Annotated in this window: 25 protein-coding genes and 1 tRNA gene; 21 read left to right on the top strand and 5 right to left on the bottom strand. The window is 43.4% G+C overall.

The genetic code is table 11. The features are described from left to right. The first annotated feature begins 13 nt into the window (after positions 1-13). The 3 genes from grxD (at position 14) to CCS90_RS01080 (ending at position 1,498) form a co-directional block, all read left to right on the top strand. Positions 14-913, top strand: coding sequence for a Grx4 family monothiol glutaredoxin (gene grxD, locus CCS90_RS01090; protein ID WP_099017664.1), 900 nt, complete (start codon positions 14-16; stop codon positions 911-913). Then, a complete protein-coding gene (locus tag CCS90_RS01085) occupies positions 906-1,337 on the top strand; it encodes a DUF3465 domain-containing protein (protein ID WP_099017663.1) in 432 nt (143 codons plus the stop codon). The genes grxD and CCS90_RS01085 overlap by 8 nt, the downstream gene beginning before the upstream one ends. Positions 1,338-1,422: 85 nt before the next feature. Next, positions 1,423-1,498: transfer RNA gene (locus CCS90_RS01080), tRNA-Lys, on the top strand. A gap of 300 nt (positions 1,499-1,798) precedes the next feature. On the opposite strand, the gene CCS90_RS01075 is transcribed toward CCS90_RS01080, so the two are convergent. Genes CCS90_RS01075 through xth form a run of 3 tightly spaced genes read right to left on the bottom strand, consistent with a single transcriptional unit; the run spans position 1,799 to position 3,688 of the window. Beyond that, complete coding sequence (locus tag CCS90_RS01075) at positions 1,799-2,365, bottom strand: YceI family protein (protein WP_099017662.1); 567 nt, start codon at positions 2,363-2,365, stop codon at positions 1,799-1,801. 12 nt (positions 2,366-2,377) lie between these two features. Further along, entirely contained in the window at positions 2,378-2,917 is a 540-nt protein-coding gene (locus CCS90_RS01070) for a cytochrome b (RefSeq protein WP_099017661.1), read from the bottom strand. Positions 2,918-2,920: 3 nt separating this feature from the next. Beyond that, on the bottom strand, positions 2,921-3,688 hold the full coding sequence (gene xth / locus CCS90_RS01065; protein ID WP_099017660.1) for an exodeoxyribonuclease III: 768 nt from the start codon (positions 3,686-3,688) through the stop codon (positions 2,921-2,923). A gap of 131 nt (positions 3,689-3,819) precedes the next feature. Between xth and ruvC the strand changes: the two genes are divergently transcribed. The 10 genes from ruvC to CCS90_RS01015 all read left to right on the top strand — a co-directional run bounded on the left by ruvC (position 3,820) and on the right by CCS90_RS01015 (position 10,964). Beyond that, positions 3,820-4,335 carry a crossover junction endodeoxyribonuclease RuvC gene (gene ruvC, locus CCS90_RS01060; protein WP_099017659.1) on the top strand — a complete coding sequence of 172 codons (516 nt, stop codon included), beginning with the start codon at positions 3,820-3,822 and terminating at the stop codon, positions 4,333-4,335. Positions 4,336-4,372: 37 nt separating this feature from the next. Next, on the top strand, positions 4,373-4,972 hold the full coding sequence (ruvA, locus tag CCS90_RS01055) for a Holliday junction branch migration protein RuvA (protein ID WP_099017658.1): 600 nt from the start codon (positions 4,373-4,375) through the stop codon (positions 4,970-4,972). A 62-nt stretch (positions 4,973-5,034) separates the two neighbouring features. Beyond that, positions 5,035-6,048: a Holliday junction branch migration DNA helicase RuvB gene (ruvB, locus tag CCS90_RS01050; RefSeq protein ID WP_211336981.1), complete on the top strand. Its 1,014-nt coding sequence runs from the start codon at positions 5,035-5,037 to the stop codon at positions 6,046-6,048. A 26-nt stretch (positions 6,049-6,074) separates the two neighbouring features. Next, on the top strand, positions 6,075-6,473 hold the full coding sequence (gene ybgC / locus CCS90_RS01045; protein ID WP_099017657.1) for a tol-pal system-associated acyl-CoA thioesterase: 399 nt from the start codon (positions 6,075-6,077) through the stop codon (positions 6,471-6,473). Positions 6,474-6,505: 32 nt separating this feature from the next. After that, entirely contained in the window at positions 6,506-7,135 is a 630-nt protein-coding gene (tolQ, locus tag CCS90_RS01040) for a protein TolQ (protein ID WP_099018698.1), read from the top strand. 4 nt (positions 7,136-7,139) lie between these two features. Further along, on the top strand, positions 7,140-7,556 hold the full coding sequence (locus CCS90_RS01035; RefSeq protein WP_099017656.1) for an ExbD/TolR family protein: 417 nt from the start codon (positions 7,140-7,142) through the stop codon (positions 7,554-7,556). A gap of 6 nt (positions 7,557-7,562) precedes the next feature. After that, on the top strand, positions 7,563-8,375 hold the full coding sequence (locus CCS90_RS01030) for a TonB C-terminal domain-containing protein (protein WP_099017655.1): 813 nt from the start codon (positions 7,563-7,565) through the stop codon (positions 8,373-8,375). A 3-nt stretch (positions 8,376-8,378) separates the two neighbouring features. Then, positions 8,379-9,662, top strand: a complete 1,284-nt coding sequence (tolB, locus tag CCS90_RS01025) for a Tol-Pal system beta propeller repeat protein TolB (RefSeq protein ID WP_099017654.1) — start codon at positions 8,379-8,381, stop codon at positions 9,660-9,662. Positions 9,663-9,710: 48 nt separating this feature from the next. Beyond that, the gene (locus CCS90_RS01020; RefSeq protein ID WP_162846738.1) at positions 9,711-10,523 is read left to right on the top strand and encodes an alpha/beta hydrolase; all 813 of its coding nucleotides are present in this window, start codon (positions 9,711-9,713) and stop codon (positions 10,521-10,523) included. A 9-nt stretch (positions 10,524-10,532) separates the two neighbouring features. Continuing rightward, complete coding sequence (locus CCS90_RS01015; RefSeq protein WP_099017652.1) at positions 10,533-10,964, top strand: OsmC family protein; 432 nt, start codon at positions 10,533-10,535, stop codon at positions 10,962-10,964. A gap of 9 nt (positions 10,965-10,973) precedes the next feature. On the opposite strand, the gene CCS90_RS01010 is transcribed toward CCS90_RS01015, so the two are convergent. Further along, complete coding sequence (locus CCS90_RS01010; protein ID WP_099017651.1) at positions 10,974-11,480, bottom strand: lipocalin-like domain-containing protein; 507 nt, start codon at positions 11,478-11,480, stop codon at positions 10,974-10,976. A gap of 59 nt (positions 11,481-11,539) precedes the next feature. Continuing rightward, on the bottom strand, positions 11,540-13,357 hold the full coding sequence (locus CCS90_RS01005; RefSeq protein WP_211336964.1) for an ABC transporter transmembrane domain-containing protein: 1,818 nt from the start codon (positions 13,355-13,357) through the stop codon (positions 11,540-11,542). A gap of 348 nt (positions 13,358-13,705) precedes the next feature. On the opposite strand from CCS90_RS01005, the gene CCS90_RS01000 reads away from it, so the two are divergent. The 8 genes from CCS90_RS01000 to CCS90_RS00965 all read left to right on the top strand — a co-directional run bounded on the left by CCS90_RS01000 (position 13,706) and on the right by CCS90_RS00965 (position 19,790). Continuing rightward, on the top strand, positions 13,706-14,131 hold the full coding sequence (locus tag CCS90_RS01000; RefSeq protein WP_099017650.1) for a DUF1801 domain-containing protein: 426 nt from the start codon (positions 13,706-13,708) through the stop codon (positions 14,129-14,131). A 46-nt stretch (positions 14,132-14,177) separates the two neighbouring features. Beyond that, on the top strand, positions 14,178-15,008 hold the full coding sequence (locus tag CCS90_RS00995; RefSeq protein WP_099017649.1) for an alpha/beta fold hydrolase: 831 nt from the start codon (positions 14,178-14,180) through the stop codon (positions 15,006-15,008). Next, the gene (locus CCS90_RS00990) at positions 15,005-16,513 is read left to right on the top strand and encodes a B12-binding domain-containing radical SAM protein (protein ID WP_099017648.1); all 1,509 of its coding nucleotides are present in this window, start codon (positions 15,005-15,007) and stop codon (positions 16,511-16,513) included. Before CCS90_RS00995 ends, CCS90_RS00990 begins: the two co-directional genes overlap by 4 nt. Positions 16,514-16,677: 164 nt before the next feature. Next, positions 16,678-17,577: a 1-aminocyclopropane-1-carboxylate deaminase/D-cysteine desulfhydrase gene (locus tag CCS90_RS00985; protein ID WP_099017647.1), complete on the top strand. Its 900-nt coding sequence runs from the start codon at positions 16,678-16,680 to the stop codon at positions 17,575-17,577. A 193-nt stretch (positions 17,578-17,770) separates the two neighbouring features. Further along, positions 17,771-18,187, top strand: a complete 417-nt coding sequence (locus tag CCS90_RS00980) for a hypothetical protein (protein WP_133566431.1) — start codon at positions 17,771-17,773, stop codon at positions 18,185-18,187. Then, complete coding sequence (locus tag CCS90_RS00975; RefSeq protein WP_099017645.1) at positions 18,184-18,555, top strand: cupin domain-containing protein; 372 nt, start codon at positions 18,184-18,186, stop codon at positions 18,553-18,555. Before CCS90_RS00980 ends, CCS90_RS00975 begins: the two co-directional genes overlap by 4 nt. Before the next feature lie 55 nt (positions 18,556-18,610). Then, positions 18,611-19,282, top strand: coding sequence for a hypothetical protein (locus CCS90_RS00970; protein WP_099017644.1), 672 nt, complete (start codon positions 18,611-18,613; stop codon positions 19,280-19,282). Between the two features lie 7 nt (positions 19,283-19,289). Then, positions 19,290-19,790, top strand: a complete 501-nt coding sequence (locus CCS90_RS00965; protein WP_099017643.1) for a P-loop NTPase family protein — start codon at positions 19,290-19,292, stop codon at positions 19,788-19,790. Positions 19,791-19,808 lie beyond the last annotated feature (18 nt).

Genomic DNA, 19,808 nt, shown 5'->3' with positions numbered 1-19,808 from the left:
AGAGTAATTTATTATGACCGACCAAGTAACAGAAAGAATTGAAAAAATGTTGGATGAACATCCAGTGTTTTTATTTATGAAAGGCAACCCACAAACACCCATGTGTGGCTTTTCGAGTAACACAGTAAAAATATTGAAGGACATGATTGGCGATGATTTTGGGTCATTCAATGTGCTGGAAGATCCTGAAATTCGCGAAGGCATCAAAGCTTATGGCCAGTGGCCAACCATACCCCAACTGTACGTAAACAAAGAATTAATTGGTGGTAATGACATCATTTCTGAAATGTTTAATACCGGTGAACTTCATGAGCTATTGAATTTAACTCAACCTGATCGAACACCACCCAATATCAGCATTACGGATGACGCTTTGAATCACATCAAAGAGGGACTGAAAGAGATGGGTGACCATCAATTGTTTTTGTCTGTTGATGATGAATTCAACACCAGATTCAGTTTAGAAATGCCTAAAGGGTATGAAATTATAGCGGATGTTGGTGACTTAAAAGTTTATATGGATATAGGCACTGCCAAAAGATCAAACGGCGTAGAGATCAGTTGGGTTGATGAGTTACAAGGTTCAGGTTTAAGGATCAAAAACCCCAACGAACCCCCTGCTGTGCAAAGTTTATCGGTCGCTGAATTACAGGACTGGTTCAACACAGACATTGAAAACCCGCACATTTTTGACGTCAGATCAGCAGATAAAGTGGCTGAAGGTACCGTTGATCATGCGGTCAGATTAGACAAAGCAGCGATTGAATCCATCGAAGCCATGGACAAAGAAACGCCCTTGGTGTTTGTTTGTCAAGTGGGCCAGTCATCAATGTCTGCAGCTGAGTTTTTCCGTAAAAAAGGGTATACCAAGGTGTTTAATTTAACCGGTGGTTACAACGCTTGGAATGAATAAACCAGCAACAATAAAAGCCAAAAAAAAGCGCCTGATTCAAGGCGCTTTTTTGTTGGTGGCTTTGGTTTTTTCTTGGTGGTCACAAAATCAACCCGCGGCATCCAACGAACTTGAACAAGTCATAGAACAACAGCGCAGTGATGTGATGGTGGAGTTTGATGCCATGGTTGATAGACTGTTGAGAGATGACAACGAAGGTTCGAGACATCAAAAATTTATTGTTAAATCAGGCGCGTACACAATTTTGGTGGCACACAACATTGATTTGGCACCCAGGGTTCCTATTCAAAAAGGAGATATGGTTAGAATCCGTGGTGAATATGAATGGAACAACAAAGGTGGGGTGGTTCACTGGACTCATGATGACCCCAGAAATAGGCATGAAAACGGTTGGATTGAACTGAATGGAAAAAAGTTTAAATAAGCAGTAAAAAAACTTGCCTAATTATTTGATTTATTTTATGATTGCGCACCTCGAAACATTCAGTTTCAATCCTATTTTTTCAAATGGGCCGTTAGCTCAGCTGGTAGAGCAGTGGACTTTTAATCCATTGGTCATAGGTTCAAATCCTATACGGCCCACCATTGAAAAGCGACAAGATTCAAAGCAAACTTCCAAAACCCGATTTTAAATTAACAATGATTTTGTTATACCCAACTGTGGTTAAATATTAACCAAAATCAATAAGGCAAAAAAAGTTGTTAAACAACAGAAAAAAGATATATATATCAATTACTTAGATAAGTTTATGTAGATAAAACACCGTGTTTTTATGAAAATATTCAGGGTAATCACCCAGAAAAGACCCAAACCAAACAAGCTCAGAGCCAAAAAAAAGCGCCAATTTCAAATTTGAAAATGGCGCTTTAGAAACATCTGGGAAATTATTGTTTAATTCCTTCAACCGAAACAATCAAGGTTAATTCTTCATAAGCACCACCGACACTTTTTTTAATATTAAACTCAGAAAGTTTTAATTCTGCCACAGCTTCATAACCCCTTCTTGTACCACCCCAAGGATCCTTGCCACCACCGACAAAAGTAACATCCAAATCCACTTCTTTGGTCACACCATTTAACGTGAGGTTGCCTTTCATGGTTCCGTTGCCATTTTCGCCTTCACTGAAAGAAGTACTGGAAAAACTGGCAGCAGGGAAACTTGCCACATTTAAAAAATCGTCGCTGCGTAAATGCTTGTCTCTGGCCGCATGGTTTGAGTTGACACTGTTGGTATCGACTGTCATTTGTATATTGGCCTTGCTCGGGTCAGATTCATCGTATTCAAACTCCCCGTCAAAAGAATCAAAACGGCCATAAAGCCAGCTGTATCCCAGGTGTTTGATCTTAAACTGCACAAAAGCGTGAGCGCCTTTGGTGTCTATTTTGTATTTATCAGCAACAGCCACTCCAGAGATGGATGAGATTAATAACAATATAAGTAATTTTTTCATTTTTGGTGTTTCCTATAACATGCGTTTTAAAGTAGGGTCTTGGTCAATATAATGATGCTTAAGCGCGCCCAGCATATGTAAGCACACAAAAACCATCAATACATAAGAAAAGTTTTGGTGTATCCAACCCATGGTATCAATTTGGACTGCAGAAAACTGATAAAGTGGCGGTAAATTGATTGTTCCGAACAAATTTCTTGGCAGACCATCTGCGGTGGCCATTAAATAACCACAAATCAGTATGGTAATGATCAACAAATAGAAACTCCTTTTTATCCAACGAGCCAAAAAAGCCTCTGATCGGCGGTGAAGTAATTCTGGTAAGGTGTTTTTGACCAAGAACAACCTGAGGATTACCCAGGCCCATAACATCAGCAGAAGGGTGCCACCAAAGATATGAAGTTCAGGCAGTGTTTGGTACCAGCTGCTGTAATAATCGAGCTCAACCATGAACCACCCAGAAATAAATAGAGAGACCACCAACAAGGCACAAATCCAATGCAACAGGCGGGTGGTTAAAGAGTGCTTTTGTGAAAATAAGGGTTTATTCATACATCACCAATCGAACTCTGTAACTACGGGTGTGTGGTCAGAGGGCCGTTCCCATTGGCGTGGTTCAATATCAATGTAAGACGCTGTTACTGCTTCTGACATCTCTTCAGAACACAAGATTAAATCGATTCGTAACCCCAAACCACGAACGAAGCCATTCATGCGATAATCCCACCAACTGAAAAAACCTGCATCTTCATGCAATAACCTAAAACTGTCCTGAAAGCCTAAGTCCAATATTTTGTTCAGGGCATTCCGTTCTTCTGTGGTACACAGAATTTTTTCATACCATTTGTCAGGATCATGCACATCTCGGTCATCTGGCGCAATGTTAAAATCGCCCAAAACCACCACATCATCGTATTCTGACATCTGTTGTTCAATGAATTGAGTGACTTTGTCTAACCAATTGAGTTTGTAGCTGAATTTTTCTGTACCAGGTGCAGAACCATTGACCACATACAAATCAATGATGCGTACATCATTGACAGTGGCTGCCAAGATTCGACGCTGAGGGTCGATCAAATCAGGTATGTCAGTGATCACATCCTGTGGCGGTTCTTTGGCAATGATGGCCACGCCGTTGTAAGTTTTTTGCCCCGCATACACCACATGGTATCCAGCGGCTTCTATGGCAGCTTTTGGAAATACATCATCAGTCATTTTGGTTTCTTGCAAAGCCAAAACATCAGGCTGTGCTGATTCCAACCACTGTAAAACATGTTCCAGGCGAACTTTCAAAGAATTGACATTCCATGAGGCTATTTTCATGATGAGTAATGTTTTAAAAGAATAAATTGTAACAAACTATAGCGCATACAGTTTCCTAAAGATTAATAAAACACAACAAACCACATAACCAATAACATAAAATAACAGCAAATCAATTATTGAAAAAAACCATGCTGCGCATCATAGGCATTGACCCAGGCTCAAGATTTACAGGGGTTGGGGTCATCGATACACACAATCAGAAAATTCAGCATGTCCATCATGAGACGGTTAAGTGTGGAGATGGTGATTTTCCTGATCGATTGAAAACCATTTTTGTTGCGGTCAATGAATTAATCAAACAATACCAACCCAATGAAATGGCGATAGAAACGGTATTTATGGCGAAAAATGCCAATGCCGCATTGAAATTAGGTCAAGCCCGTGGCGCAGCCATTTGCGCCACGGTGGTCAATGACATCATGGTACATGAATATGCACCCAAAGCAATCAAACAAGCCGTGGTGGGAAAAGGCGGTGCGGATAAAGCACAGGTACAATACATGGTCAAACTGTTATTAAACATGACCGAAGTTGTGCAAAATGACGCAGCAGATGGCTTGGCAGTGGCGATTTGTCATGCCAATAACCGCTGGGCCCAACAACGTTTGGTGGCCAATAATACCAGCAATTGGCGAAAATTTTGAGTTGTATAATTAAAGCAGGATTTTTGAGGAAGAGAAAGTGATTGGTAGACTTCAAGGACATTTGGTACACACAGAACCACCTTCGCACCTGATTGTGGATGTCAGCGGTGTTGGCTATGAAGTGGAAGTGCCCACCAGCGTGTTTTGTGATTTACCAGAGTTAAAACATCAAGTCACCTTGGTGATTCATCACTTGGTGCGAGAAGACGCCTCTATTTTGTATGGATTCAGGAGCTTTGCTCAGCGTGACTTGTTTCGAACCTTGCTTAAGGTCAATGGTATAGGAGCGAAATCCGCATTGGCCATACTTTCGACCATGAGTTCAGCTGATTTTGCACAAGTGATTCAGGAACAAAACGTCACTGCGATTGTTAAAGTGCCTGGGATTGGTAAAAAAACAGCACAACGATTGATCATTGAAATGAAGGACAAAGTGGATGTCACTACAATGGATGGAGATGACCCGAATAAGCCTCAAGCCAGTCGATTTGGCATCCAGTCGGAGGCGGAAAGTGCCTTACAAGGTTTGGGGTTTAAGCCGATGGAAGCGGCACAGATGGTGAAACAAGTGGCTAAGGATGACATGGCTGTAGAAGACATCATTCGCATTTGTTTACAACTCAAAGGAGCAGGTTGATGGGGCAAGGTGATTTTAGCGATAACCACATGGGTGAGAATTTCATCGGCGAAGACCGTTTAATGGGCGGATTGCCAGAGAGTTCATTAGAAAAAACCATTGAGGCCAGCATTCGGCCTCAAACTTTGCGTGATTATCTGGGTCAAAAAGAAGTCAAAGACCAAATGGAGCTGTTTATTCAAGCAGCAAAAAATCGCACAGAATCGTTAGATCACGTGTTAATTTTTGGTCCGCCAGGATTGGGAAAAACCACCATGGCACATGTGATAGCCAATGAAATGGGGGTGCAAATGCGACACACCTCAGGACCGGTGCTAGAAAAAGCAGGGGATTTGGCGGCGTTGTTAACTAATTTACAGCCGCACGATGTGCTGTTTATCGACGAAATTCACCGATTATCGCCGGTGGTCGAAGAAATTCTATACCCTGCAATGGAAGATTTCCAAATTGACATCATGATTGGAGAAGGGCCTGCAGCCAGATCCATCAAGTTGGATTTACCGCCGTTTACATTGGTGGGTGCAACCACCCGAGCAGGGCTTTTGACTTCACCATTGCGCGACCGGTTTGGCATTGTGCAGCGCCTTAAGTTTTACAACACCGAAGATTTAACACAGATTGTGTCACGCTCGGCAAAAATATTGAATATCCAAGCCGATCTTCCCGGCTGTATAGAAGTGGCCAGAAGGTCACGTGGAACTCCAAGGATAGCCAATCGCCTGCTGCGTCGAGTGAGGGATTTTGCTGAAGTCAAAGGTGATGGGGTGATTACTGAAAAAATCGCTGCTGCTGCCATGAACATGCTGCAGGTGGATCAAAAAGGTTTGGATGAAATGGACCGTAAATTACTTGAAATCATTACCCAACAGTTTGCAGGCGGACCTGTGGGTGTCAATTCATTGGCGGCTGCGTTGTCAGAAGAGCGCGGAACCGTGGAAGATGTGATTGAACCCTATTTGATTCAACAAGGTTTGATTGCCAGAACCGCCAGGGGGCGAATCGCCACGGCCAAAACCTGGCAAACCATGGGTATCAGCCCACCTAAAAATAAACACAACCAAGATTTGTTTGAGTGAATCATGAGCAAGAGGATTAACAGGGTATGAGTAAATACACCCATCAATTCAGGGTTTACTATGAAGACACAGATGCCGGTGGTGTGGTTTATCATGCCAATTATTTGAACTTTTTCGAACGAACGCGGACTGAATGGTTACGTTCAAAAGGTTTACAACAAAGTTTGATGCGTGAACAAACCAATACTTTATTGGCCATTCGTCAATTGACAATAGATTATATATCGCCAGCACGACTGGATGATTTATTAACGGTCAGTACCGAAGTGATCAGCCACAGCAAGGTGGCAATGAAGGTCAAACAAACAATGTATGCAAAAGATGTTTTGCTGGCCACAGCAGAGGTACAAATAGTCAGTTTGAATGCAGAAAAATTCAAGCCGATGCGCTTTCCAACCCAATATTTAGAGGAGTTATTGTTTTGAACGACAGCGGACAATTTTATTACGAAATCATTATGAGTGCTTCAATGCCAGTCAAAGTGGTGATGATTATATTGATTTTGGCTTCATTGTGGTCGTGGTTAATTATATTTTCCAAAGGACGTGTGCTGGCCAATGCACACAACAAGGCCAAAAAGTTTGAAGAGCATTTTTGGTCCGGCGTGGATTTAAATAAACTGTATGAAAAAATTTCAACGCAAAAAAACACCGGATCGGCACTGATTTTCGAAGCAGGTTTCAAAGAATTTAAACGAAAACAAACCGTTAAATCAGGGGGCATACAGTCCATAGAAGGTTCAGACCGAGCCATGCGTGTGGCCTTAAGCCGGGAAATTGAAAAACTTGAAAGCAGTTTGCCAACCTTGGCAACCATTGGTTCAACCAGCCCCTATATCGGTTTATTGGGAACGGTGATTGGTATCATGTTGTCTTTTCATGCCCTTTCAGACGTTACGCAAGCCACCATTGCATTGGTGGCGCCAGGTATTTCAGAGGCTTTGATTGCCACTGCTATGGGATTGTTTGCTGCCATACCAGCCGTCATTTTTTACAATAAATTCAGTGATAAGGTAGAAAGGATTTATGCCCAATATGATGCTTTCAAGGATGAGTTTTCTGCCATATTGCACCGTCAAATAGGGTGAAGCTATGAGGCGACCTCGTAAAGTCAAAGCAGAAATCAACGTGGTTCCATACATTGATGTGACCCTGGTGTTGTTGATTATTTTTATGATTACCACACCATTAATGAACTTGGGCGTTGATGTCAATTTACCAGAGTCTAACGCCAATACCATCACCATTGAAACGGAACCCGCTGTGGTCAACGTCACCGCCAATGGTGATTTGTACTTAAGTATTGGTGGTGAATATGAGTTGATTGATGCGGAAAGTTTAACGCAAAAATTAACCGCATTCATTAAAGTCAATGATGAGCTGCCGATTATGATTGGCGCTGACAAATCAGTCAGTTATGGTCAAGTGTATCAGGCCATGGCGATTGTACAGAAAGCCGGGGCCAAAAAAGTAGGTTTAATCAGTGACCCAATCAAACCTGAAAATTGATGTGATATGGCTGTATTAAGCATTGAACCAGAACAAAGACAAGGCCTGCTTTATTCGCTTGGCTTGCATGTGGCTATTGTCGTGTTGTTGATGGTTTCTACGCAACAAACCAGTATCACACCTCCCAAAGGAATTGCCATTCAAGCTGAAATCATGGATTTGGACGAATACATGAAGTCCTTACAAAAGCCGACTGACAACAAACCCAAGCCAGTCAAGAAACCACCACCAAAAGAGCAAGCTAAGCCAGAACCACCCAAACCTGAACCTGTTAAACCGGATCCGGTAAAACCTGAGCCTAAAGTCGAGCCTAAACCAATAGAAAAACCAGTCATCAAACCCAAGGTTGATGAAGTCAAGCGTGAAGAAAAAACCGAAAGGCAAAAAAAATTAGAAGAAATCAGACGACAAAGACAAGCAGCAGAAGCGCAAGCCAACAAACCACCAGAAAACACCAAAGAACCGGAGGTCACCACTCAGGAACCTGATGTCAAACCGGTTGCAGGTGTGCAAAATGGTGCGGAAAATGCCCGCAGAACCCTGTTAACCCAATACATTGGAGCCATCCAATCAGCCGTCACCCGACAATGGGCCAGACCCAATGGAACCCCTGCTGGTTTGCAGTGTCAAATCAAAGTAAACCAGATTCCAGGTGGTGGTGTGATTGATGTGTCCATCGGCACACCCTGTAACGCCAGCGCAGTGGTTCGAAACTCTATTATCAACGCGGTCAAGAAAGCAGACCCATTGCCGTATACCGGTTTTGAGTCGGTTTTCGACCGACGACTTAATTTTATATTTCAATATCAAGGAGATTGATTGATGAAACGATTAGCCTATTTACTAACTCTATTAGTGACATTCAGTGGTCAAGCGCAATTAAACATCACCATTGATGGTGGTAACGCTTCGGCATTACCGATTGCAGTGGTGGACTTTGTAAACCCAGGTAGTACTTTGGCCACAGACATGGCGGAAATTATTCGCAATGATTTGGCTCGATCCGGCCAATTCAAACCTTTGGATAAAAGTTTGTTGATTGATAAGCCAAGCGCTGATGCTGACCTTAACTTCGGAACATGGCGATTATTGAAATCAGATTATGTGTCTTATGGCGACATCACACACTTGGATGACAACCGCATGGAGGTTCGTTTTCGATTGGCTTCAGTGGCAGAACAAAAACAACTGTTGGCATTGACCTTACCATTGAACAAAACCCAAGCCAGGGCCGGTGCACATTACATTGCTGATCGAATTTATGAGGAAATATTGGGTATTCCAGGGGTGTTTTCAACCAAACTTGCTTATGTAACAGCCGTTAAAAATGCAGCTGACTTTAAATACCAATTGATTGTCGCAGATTCAGATGGCTATGGCCCACAATCTTTGGTTACATCAAAGGAGCCTTTGCTGTCTCCGGCGTGGTCACCTGATGGTAAAAAATTGGCCTATGTGTCATTTGAACAAGGAAATTCTGCCATTTATATCCAAGACCTCAGTACCGGTTCAAGGACTTTAATCTCTAGCTTTGAAGGCATCAATGGTGCACCTAAATTTTCACCCAACGGTCAAAAACTGGCTTTGACGCTGTCAAAATCTGGTAACCCAGAAATCTATACCATCAACATATACGACCGCTCATTAACCCAAATTACCAACCACTGGGGTATCGACACAGAACCTGAATGGTCACCAGATGGCACGTCGATATTCTTTACTTCAGACCGTGGCGGTAAACCACAAATATACCAAACCAATTTGATTGATAAAAAGGCCAAACGCGTCACCTTTGAAGGTGATTACAATGCCCGAGCCAGCTTATCTCCTGACGGCAAATACATCGCCATGGTTCATGGTAATAACAATGAATACAAAATTGCCTTGTTCCACCGGCCCTCGAACACTTTTCAAATCGTCAGTGATGGCAATTTAGACGAGACCCCAAGCTTTGCACCCAATGGAGCAATGGTCTTGTATGCCACCAAAACAATGGCCGGTAAGGGCTTGTTGAAAGCGGTTTCAACCGATGGACAAACATCAAACGACCTGGTGTTGTCCAGCGGACATGTCAGAGAGCCGAGTTGGTCGCCATTGATTAAATAATCATTGCTTTGAAGCTGAGTGATGGCACGAGTACAGAACGGAGGGCCCATGAAATTAATAGTGATGGTTTTGCTGTTGCTTTGCGGTGCAAGCCAAGCAGCTGGTTTACAACACTTAACTGGCTTGCAGGGCAGTGAGTACCATAAGATTCATTCGAAAACCGTTGATCATGATTACCATATTTATGTCCATGTTCCACAACAGGTAACCCCTGACAAGAAGTGGCCGGTGGTGTATTTACTGGATGGCGGCAACACCTTTCCGATGTTTGTTCCCTATGCGAAATACATGACTTTTTTGAATGAGATTCCTCCGGTCATATTGGTGGGCATATCTTATGGCAGCAGTGATTGGCAACAAGGAAATCGCCGCAGTACCGACTTTACCTTACCAGCGGCTGATCGTGAACATTATGGTGGTGCTGAACAATTCCATCGGTTTTTAAGTGCAGAGTTGATGCCTTTGATTGAACAAAAATACCCCGTAGATCCGAAGCAAAGCATGCTTTTTGGTCACTCCTTAGGTGGTCAGTTTGCTTTATACACCACCCAGTTTCAACCCCAGACATTCAGTGCAGTCATTGCCAGCAACCCTGCGATACACCGCAACCTTGACTTGTTTTTAGCACAGGGTTTACCGAGCAAACACCAACCCAAGTTGTTTATTATGCAAGCTGACAATGACGATGTGCGGTTCCAAAAACCAAGGAAAAAATGGCTTGATTATTGGCAGCAAAAACCGCACCATTGGCAACTGAAAGTGATGACGGCAGCAGGCCATAATCACATGAGCAGCATCACTGCAGCATTCCGCCAAGGCATGGTGTGGCTGTTGGCTGAAACCAAGCAACCCAAACAGTAAGAGTCAATCATGAAAAAAAACATCGTCACCACCCAATGGGTTAAAGACTATACCTTCGTCAGTACCAACGAAACCAATCAAAGCATTGTGATGGATTCACCCGCTTCGAAAGACGGTGAAAAAATAGGTCCCTCACCCATGGAAGTGGTGTTAATGGGATTAAGCAGCTGTGCAGGGATTGATGTGAAATTGATTTTGACCAAAGCCAAACAAAATTTCAGCGACATTCAAGTCAAGGTGTCGGCTGAAAGGCGCGATGAAATTCCGAAAATTTATACCGACATCAACTTACATTTTGTTGTAACGGGAACAGATTTGTCAGAGAAACAAGTGGCTCGAGCCATCAAACTTTCAGCAGAAAAATACTGTTCGGTATCACACATGTTACAGGACACTGTGAACATCACGCACAGTCACCAATTGATAGAACAAGCCGACTGACCAAGTCGTTTAAAGTGTTGCGGGTTCAAGAATGAACTTGGTTTGCCACTTGCCGGACCAGTCTGGCTTACTGCCATCAGGGTATGTCTCATCATACAATGTAAGGATCAATTGCTGGTTTTCAAAACGGAAACGATAAAACAGTTGCCCACCTTCAAACCCCGGTACTTTGGCTACTTTGGCTGTAGCAACCAGTTGTTGGTTGTTAATTTGGTAGCTACCCGCATTGAAAACAATGGATTTGAAACCGGCCAAAATTTCTTCATCAGTGGGATCAGACAAATCAACAAAAGCTGTTCTTGGTGTTTTTTTCGGGCTCCACATCAAAGCATAGTGTTGTTCATTGAAAATAAACATGCCAGCTTGGGCCTGTTCTATAGCAGCGGTGCGTTCATTCGATTTCCATTCGATTGAAACCACTTGCCAAGCACCCAAAACAGGGTTTTTTGGTGTGGTTTTAACGGCATTCTTGTGACAACCGGTCAACATCACCAATAGCAAGATCATATTTTTCATTGCCACTCCAAAAATTAAAACACTTACTTTACGTAGGGATGGAATTCATTGCAAGTCAGTCAGTGACTTTCATCTGTAAACTGTAGTTTGGCCAACTCGGCATACAGGGCATTGCTGGTGATTAATTGTTCGTGTTTACCTATGGCCACCACTTTTCCTTGATCCATCACAATGATTTGATCGGCTTTACGGATGGTTGCCAAACGGTGAGCGATGACCAGTGTGGTGCGTCCTTTCATGATGGTGTTTAAGGCTTCTTGTACCAATTTTTCACTGTTGGCATCGAGGGCGCTGGTGGCTTCATCTAACAGCAACACAGGCGGATTGGTGATGACTGCACGCGCGATTGATAACCGTTGTGCCTGGCCGCCAGAGAGCCTGACTCCGCGTTCACCCAGGTAGGTGTCATAGCCGTTTTCCAGGTTTTCAATGAATTCATCGGCATGAGCCAATTGAGCCGCTGTTCTGACTTCTTCGTCGGTGGCATCAGGCCGGCCATAAGCAATGTTTTCTCGTGCCGTGGTTGAAAAAATGGTGACGTCTTGTGCGACCAAGGAAAACTGTGATCGCAGGTCATTGAGACGGAAATCTTCTATGGCAGTGCCATCCAGTTTGATGGATCCTGTTTGTGCCTCATAGAAGCGCATCAACAATTGGAACAAGGTGGACTTGCCAGAACCGGAAGGACCAACCAATGCCACGGTTTGACCAGGCACCACCTCAATGGAAATGTTGTTCAATACATTCAAGTCGTGGCGACTGGGGTAAGCAAAACTCAAGTCTTTGATACTGATGTTACCCAATACGGTGTGGTGCATGATTTTGGGTTTGGCAGGGTCTTTGATGGTGGATTCGGTGTTCATCAATTCGATGATTCGCTCCAAAGCACCAGCGGCTTTTTTGAGTTCACTCCAAACCGTAGAAAGCGCCCCCACCGAAGTGGCTGCCATAATGGCATACATCACAAATTGACTCAATGTCCCAGCAGTCATGTCGCCAGTGATCACGTCTTTGGCACCCAGCCACAAAACAAATACAATACCACCAAAGATCACAAAGCCCACCAGCATTGACATGATGGTGGTCATTCTAATTGACGCCACAGCGGCTTTGAATGCATTGTTGATGGCATGAATGAATTTGTTGTTTTCAGCCTGTTCCTGCGCATAGGCTTGTACCGTGTGCATGGCATTGATGGTTTCGGTGGCCAATGCCGAGGAATCTGCAATGCGGTCTTGTTCAGCCTTGGAAAGTTTTTGAATTTTTCGACCCGTAATGACGATGGGTAAAACCACCAAAGGAATGATAAAGGCGATGTACATGGCCAGTTTGGGGGCGGTGAAAATCATCATAAATGCCGCACCGAAAAAAGTCACAGCCGAGCGCAAAGCAATGGAAAAGGTGCTTCCAACTACAGTTTCAACCAAAGTGGTGTCGGTGTTGATGCGAGAAAGGATTTCGCCGGTTTTGGTTTTTTCAAAGAACTCCTGCGACTGGCCCATGACTTTGCCGTACACTTTTTTTCGCAAGTCTGTAACCACTTTTTGGCCGATCCAAGAGACCCAAAAGTAACGCAATGAGGTAAACAGAATCATCAATGATGAAACCACAAACACCAAGATGAAATAATACGACAGTTTGTCTTGGTTTTCGGCGGCAAAACCCAAGTCTATCATTTGCTTAAACGCCACCGGTATGGCCAAATTGGCTGCGGCTCCCAGAAACAACAGCAACAAAGCCAGTAAGATGTGTTTTTTATAGGGTGTAACCAAAGGCAGAATCAAGCGCAAATGGTTCAACGAAGCCTTGTTTGGTGCGGATACTTTATCTGCATCTTCGTTCAATTGTTTGGTGTCCATCTCATGCTGTTTTGCCATAATATTTTGTCTCCGGCTTAAATAAGCAAAAGCCTCATTGGATCAGTCTTTAATTATGGGGCTGCGGTATCTTTTATCTATGTGCCCATGGTCACTGATTGACCGGTGCTTTGAGTACAAAGGGTTATTAAACCATGCTTGCGATTTATTAAGCTTATTAATCATTGGTGACACCCATTGTAATTAAAATATCCACTCGATGGGTAGAAGTTTACCGGCTCATTAAGGGCTGGTTTTTTACTCAGCTATTTTGCACCAAACCATTCAAACCATTGGCTTTGGACGGTGATTCCTTGATTGATTTATGTCATAATGGCTGGTCCAAGTCATTATAAGAAGAGACCTGTCATGTCAGAGAACAAAACCCAAGCCACCGAAGCCAGTGTGATTAAATTCCTCACTGCTGTGACACCCGATCAAAAACGGCAGGACGCTTTTGCACTTTTGGAAATGATGGAACGACTTTCTGGCTATACGGCAAAAATGTGGGGCCCCAGCATCATTGGTTTTGGACAATACCACTATAAATATGCATCAGGTCGAGAAGGTGACTTCATGCGCATAGGCTTTTCACCACGCAAAGCCAACATTTCTTTGTACATCATTGCTGGATTTGAGCAACACAAAGATTTATTGGATCAATTGGGTAAGCACAAAACCGGAAAGTCTTGTCTTTACATCAATCATTTGCGGGACATCAAACCCAAGGTGTTGGAACAATTGATTGTTAAAGAATTGGAATACATGGCCGAAAAATACCCAGATGATGTTTAATCAACGCCATTAATTGGTGTTTTTTGACTGAAACAAAAAACAAGCGATGAAACAATTACCCAAAATGACTTGGGGCAAGCCGACGGAGCAGCCAGCAATCTATTTTGCCCATGCCAACGCTTACCCACCCGGATCTTACCTACCGATTATTGAAGCTTTGGCCCAAAAGCGTCAAGTGGTGTCTTACTTACAAAGACCACTGTGGTCTCCAACACCAGCACCCAGTGAGCTTAAAAGCTGGCATCAATTGAGTGATGATGTGATCACCTTTTTCGAGCAAAACAACATGAAAAATGTGGTGGCTGTGGGCCATTCTTTGGGTTCGGTAACGGCGTTTATGGCGGCTCAGAAAAGACCTGATTTAATCAAAGCTTTGGTGATGATAGAGCCGGTGACATTGCCCTGGTTTTTTTGCTGGCTGACTCGAGCGTTTCCAAGCATGGTTAAAAAAAGAGTCGCCATCATTCAAAAAGCGTTGGGACGGCCAGATCGGTTTGCCAGCAAACAAGAGGCTTTTGATTTTCATCGCAAACCCAGGGCGTTCAAACGGATTTCCGATGAAAACCTGTGGCATTATGTGAATGCCGGTATGGTGGCAGATGGGGACCAATTTCGCTTGGCTTTTCCGCGAGAATGGGAGGCTAAAATCTATGGCACCGCCACGTATTTCAGGGGTCAGTTATTGCACTCCAAATTACCAGTACTGGCCATGCGAGGGGCTCATTCAAACACCATTGATGAAAAGTTTTGGCGCAAATGGCAACGCAACCCGAACCACCGTTTTATTGACTTTCCGGATGCAGGGCATTTGCTGCCATTCGAAGAGCCGGCGGCAGTGATAAAACAGCTGATGCCATTTGTGGAGCAACAGCTGTGAAACCGATTGTGTTGACCACTTTAAACAGTCGCTACATCCACTCTTCTTTCAGTTTGCGCTATTTATACGCCAATTTAGGTGAGTTACAACAAAAAGCAGTCATCAAAGAGTTCACCATCCATGATCGAGCCATTGATATAGCTGAAAAACTATTGGCCATGAACCCAGAAATCATCGGTTTCAGTGTGTATATTTGGAATGTGGTGGAAATCACCGAAGTGATTAAATTGTTGAAAACCATACGTCCTGACATTCAAATCATTTTGGGTGGGCCAGAGGTCAGTCACCTACCAGATCAGCCTGATGTGGTGACACTGGTTGATTATGTAATCAAAGGGGCTGGTGAGAGCAGTTTCAAAGCCTTGGCCAAAAATTTATTACAAGGGCAACGCCCCGATAATCCGGTCATTCAAGGCATACCACAGGCTTTGGAAGAACTGATCATGCCTTATGAATATTACGATGACGAGGATTTACGCAATCGCATCATTTATGTAGAAGCGTCCAGAGGCTGTCCATTCAAATGTGAGTTTTGTTTGTCTTCATTGGACAAAACCTCTAAAACCTTTACCTTGGATCGGTTTTTGCAAGAAATGGATAAGCTGTATCAAAAAGGCGCTCGAAACTTCAAGTTCATAGACCGCACCTTTAACCTTAAAGTGGCACATTCTACGGCCATTTTGCAATTTTTTCTGGACCGTCTTGACGATGAATTGATGGTGCATTTTGAGGTGATTCCGGATCGCTTGCCCGACGCTTTAAAAGAACTGTTGGTTAAGTTTCCAGCCAACAGCCTGCAGTTTGAAGTTGGTGTGCAGACGTTTGATCCAGCAGTCCAAACGTTGATCAGTCGTCGACAGAACAACGAAAAAACCAAAGAAAACTTATTGTGGTTAAGAAACCACACCCAGGCCCACATCCATGCGGATTTGATATTCGGTTTGCCCAGCGATACGTTGATTGGATTTGCTGACAGTTTTAATCAACTCTATCAGTTGGGCCCGCAAGAAATACAATTAGGGATTCTTAAACGCTTGCGTGGTACACCGATTAACCGCCACAGCCAAACCTACCAAATGAAATACAGTCCAGCACCGCCGTATACGGTGTTGCAAACCAGAGACATCAGTTTTGAAGAGCTACAACGGGTCGGCCGTTTCGCTCGCTACTGGGATATTTTTGGCAACCAAGGACGATTCAAACACACGTTACCTTTGGTGATGGGCAGCGAGGAAAACGGTCAGCACTTCCAACGATTTATGATCTTTTCGGACGCTTTGTTTGCCCATGAAAAAAGCACTTGGAAAATATCACTTAAACGGCAGTTTTTGTTGTTACATGAAATGTTGCCGTCCTTGTTTGGTGAACAAGAAAACCGGGTCAGATCAATGTTACAACTCGACTTTGATCGATCTCAACAAAAAGGTCACCTAGACAGTCTGTTGGCGGTCAAAGCAGACAACAAGAACAACAACGCCAACTCAAGACAACGCCGACACTTATAAGCCTGCCCCTTTGTGTTTGATTGTTTTTTGGTTTAATGGCCTTGAGGATTGGTGTCTGGCTTCATCCATAGTGAGATGTGTTGTATCATAGATAAATGAGCAGTGGTTAATCTCGGTTTATAAACCATTGAATGTTGTCAACCTCAGGGCTGTAGGTCGTATCAATGATTTTTCAAGCAACACATCCGTTGAAGACACAATCCATCCACATGTTGGGACTCGAAGTTATGGTCGTTCGGGATGACCTCAATCACCCAGTCGTTCAAGGCAATAAGTTAAGAAAGCTCAAGTACAACTTTCAACAAGCCGAGAAGCAGGGTTGTAAAACAGTGCTGACTTTTGGCGGGGCCTATTCCAACCATTTACTGGCGACGGCTTGGGCGGCAAATGACTGTGGTTTCAAGTCCGTAGGTATCGTTCGAGGTGATGAGCTTAAAGACAACCACGCCATTTGGTCTGAAACGCTGAATCAATGCCGGCGTTATGGCATGGCATTGTATTTTGTAACACGCAGTGAGTATCGACTTAAAGAAGACGCCCAGACATACCAACAGATAGCCGCCACCCTGGACAAACCATTTGTCATTCCCGAAGGAGGAAGCAACTCATTGGCGCTGACTGGAGTGGCAGAGTTGATTGACGAGTTGACTCGACGCCGGTTCAATCCCAGCCACTTGTTTTGTCCGGTTGGTACCGGTGGAACGCTGGCTGGCTTGATTCAAGGTGTGGCCAACAACCAATGGCATTGTCAGGTTTATGGTACAGCTGTATTGAAAGGTTTACATGACGCAAAAAACCAGATAAATCAGTGGCTTAATAACACAAGTCAGGCGGTTGACTGGCAAGTTTTGCATGATTTTCATTGTGGTGGTTATGCCAAAAACACCGCAGAATTGGAGCGGTTTTGTATTGGTTTTAACCAACAACATGGCATCGCTTTAGATAAAATCTACAACAGCAAAAGTTTTTATGCACTGGCCCAATTAATCACAGATGGCACCATCAAATCATCAGATAATCCCATGATTATCCATACGGGTGGTTTACAAGGCGGTGTGTTTTGAGGTGCTTTTAGCCATGAAATCAATTTTATGACACTCAACGCTGGTTTGATAAAAACTCACTGCAACAGCCTATACCGTCACGATAAGATGACTTACAATTTATGACCAGACGGTGTTGATGGTAGCTTGAGATTTATGGGTATAAATAATATCGCCACCTTTGGACCAACATGATCATTCATTCAATATAAACATGAAATTTACTGAGCAAGAAATTCAACAAACATACAACGAGTTAAATCAAACAGCCAGCCCATGGGGTGCCCTGGTTGGGGCCTTGATGGGATCAATCCCAGCGATTGCTATGTACGCCTTCTTTGTCCACATAGGTGGCATTTTGTATGTATTTCTACTTATTCCGCCGGCGATGATTGGTTTTGCTGCTCAATTCACCGGTAGGGTGTATCGGGTCGAACACAGGATTCCAGTGGCGGTGATAGCATGTTTGGTTTATTCGGCCAGCATTTATTATTTTAATTACAGGGGTTGGTTATATTTTTTAACACCGATTGTATTTACCACGGCCTTGGTTACAGCCAAAAGACGCTTGAATCAGATTCAAGATTGGGTGGTTGATATGCAGGCTGAAGGGAGGTTTGAACAACAATGAAAAATCAAGTGATAAATTTAAAACATAAAGCGGCCTTGATTAAAGATCATTGGTCGCCACGGGTGGTGGGTGAGGTAGATGACAGTTACATTAAAATTGCCAAGATCAAGGGTGAATTTACCTGGCACGATCATGAAGAAGATGAAATGTTTTTGGTGATTGAGGGATCAGTTACCATCCAAATGAAAGCAGAAAATGTGGTGCTGAATCAAGGTGAGTTTTATGTGGTACCCAAAGGTGTTTTACACAACCCAGTGGCCAGCGAAGAATGTACTTTGATGTTGTTTGAAAAGAAAAGCACTTTGCATACCGGTGCGGTGGATGCCGCTTTAACCAAAAACATCAAAGACCAAATGAAACCGCTGTGAATGACCTTGAGAATATCGTTGCAAAACAGAGGACATTGAAAAATGGAGAAAGGGTGTGACAATTAAAGAAAGCACAATACTGACGGAGGTTGATGACGCCTTTATTCAACAGGCAGAAGATCAGGTCTATCGAATATTGTTGCAACAACGTCGAGCCTTCAATCAACGGTGGCAGGATAACACCACGATGAATAAAGGCAAAACTGTACTGAGGTACTTTGGTTTGCTCCTTTGTTTGGCAGGGATTGTTATTATGCTACTGGCTTTGGTTTATCAACCCACCTGGAGTTTCAGCCAAGCTCAAGTTTATGGTTTGTTGGTGTTTTTTGTGTTGGTTGCGTGGTTTTTTATCCAGATGCCAAAATTTGATGCAAAAGCAAAAAAGTGGACCGATAACACCAGCCAAAAAAGTTGTCGCAAGCTGGCCAAAAGGTGTGTTAAACAGGCCAAAGGCATGTTGCCATTCCAAGCGCAGTATGAAATCAAAGGTGATTTAATCTCATACTATCGCAAGCAGCCAACATCAGATGAAGGCCATGAACAATGGCATTTTGTGTGGAATCGAAAGATGTGTCGCTATGCCGTGCAATCGGCACTTGTAACGGTTTTTTTTAAACAAGCCAAGTCAATTCAACCCAAAATTATTGTGCTACATGACAAACCTGATGAGCTCAAAGCCAGCATAAGGCTGTACGACATCAGCCTGCTTTCAATGACTTCAGAATAAGCAGCCAGTGCATAAAAAAATCATTGTTTTTGGTAACTCAGGCTCAGGAAAATCGACCTTGGCTAAAACCCTTCAAAAACAACATCAGTTGGCACACCTTGATTTAGACACTTTGGCATGGCAAACCACCGAGCCTCCAAGCAGGAAACCATTGAGTGAGTCACAAGCAGCCATCAATCAATTCATGGCTGATAATGAGGCTTGGGTCATTGAAGGTTGTTATGGTGACTTATTGGCTTGGGTTTCACCACAGGCAAGCCATGCTGTTTTTATGAATTTACCTGTAGATCTGTGCCAACAAAACGCCAGAAGCAGGCCGTGGGAACCGCATAAATACCCCAGCAAAGCCAAGCAGGATGCCAATTTACCCATGTTATTGGATTGGATTGCACAATACACCAAGAGGGATGATGATTTTTCATTCAGTCAACATCAGGCGCTGTTTCAGCAGTTCACTGGAAGCAAGCTAATGATGGTAGAAAATTGGCAAGATTTTTCAGATTTTTAAACGAGAAATACGGATCTT

This window comes from Marinicella litoralis (assembly GCF_002591915.1).
GTDB classification, from domain to species: domain Bacteria; phylum Pseudomonadota; class Gammaproteobacteria; order Xanthomonadales; family Marinicellaceae; genus Marinicella; species Marinicella litoralis.
The sequence above is the reverse complement of the archived record's forward strand: the minus strand, read 5'-3'. Positions and strand labels throughout refer to the sequence as shown.

Coding starts and splice junctions, on each gene's coding strand:
- CCS90_RS01075 (WP_099017662.1), bottom strand. CDS start 2,365: ATGAAAAAATTACTTATATTGTTATTAATCTCATCCATCTCTGGAGTG.
- CCS90_RS00975 (WP_099017645.1), top strand. CDS start 18,184: ATGAAAAATCAAGTGATAAATTTAAAACATAAAGCGGCCTTGATTAAA.
- CCS90_RS01085 (WP_099017663.1), top strand. CDS start 906: ATGAATAAACCAGCAACAATAAAAGCCAAAAAAAAGCGCCTGATTCAA.
- CCS90_RS01005 (WP_211336964.1), bottom strand. CDS start 13,357: ATGGCAAAACAGCATGAGATGGACACCAAACAATTGAACGAAGATGCA.
- tolQ (WP_099018698.1), top strand. CDS start 6,506: ATGAGTGCTTCAATGCCAGTCAAAGTGGTGATGATTATATTGATTTTG.
- CCS90_RS01020 (WP_162846738.1), top strand. CDS start 9,711: ATGAAATTAATAGTGATGGTTTTGCTGTTGCTTTGCGGTGCAAGCCAA.
- CCS90_RS01010 (WP_099017651.1), bottom strand. CDS start 11,480: ATGAAAAATATGATCTTGCTATTGGTGATGTTGACCGGTTGTCACAAG.
- ruvC (WP_099017659.1), top strand. CDS start 3,820: ATGCTGCGCATCATAGGCATTGACCCAGGCTCAAGATTTACAGGGGTT.
- xth (WP_099017660.1), bottom strand. CDS start 3,688: ATGAAAATAGCCTCATGGAATGTCAATTCTTTGAAAGTTCGCCTGGAA.
- CCS90_RS01015 (WP_099017652.1), top strand. CDS start 10,533: ATGAAAAAAAACATCGTCACCACCCAATGGGTTAAAGACTATACCTTC.
- ruvB (WP_211336981.1), top strand. CDS start 5,035: ATGGGCGGATTGCCAGAGAGTTCATTAGAAAAAACCATTGAGGCCAGC.
- CCS90_RS00980 (WP_133566431.1), top strand. CDS start 17,771: ATGAAATTTACTGAGCAAGAAATTCAACAAACATACAACGAGTTAAAT.
- CCS90_RS01000 (WP_099017650.1), top strand. CDS start 13,706: ATGTCAGAGAACAAAACCCAAGCCACCGAAGCCAGTGTGATTAAATTC.
- ybgC (WP_099017657.1), top strand. CDS start 6,075: ATGAGTAAATACACCCATCAATTCAGGGTTTACTATGAAGACACAGAT.
- tolB (WP_099017654.1), top strand. CDS start 8,379: ATGAAACGATTAGCCTATTTACTAACTCTATTAGTGACATTCAGTGGT.
- CCS90_RS01070 (WP_099017661.1), bottom strand. CDS start 2,917: ATGAATAAACCCTTATTTTCACAAAAGCACTCTTTAACCACCCGCCTG.
- CCS90_RS01030 (WP_099017655.1), top strand. CDS start 7,563: ATGGCTGTATTAAGCATTGAACCAGAACAAAGACAAGGCCTGCTTTAT.
- CCS90_RS00985 (WP_099017647.1), top strand. CDS start 16,678: ATGATTTTTCAAGCAACACATCCGTTGAAGACACAATCCATCCACATG.
- grxD (WP_099017664.1), top strand. CDS start 14: ATGACCGACCAAGTAACAGAAAGAATTGAAAAAATGTTGGATGAACAT.
- CCS90_RS00995 (WP_099017649.1), top strand. CDS start 14,178: ATGAAACAATTACCCAAAATGACTTGGGGCAAGCCGACGGAGCAGCCA.
- CCS90_RS01035 (WP_099017656.1), top strand. CDS start 7,140: ATGAGGCGACCTCGTAAAGTCAAAGCAGAAATCAACGTGGTTCCATAC.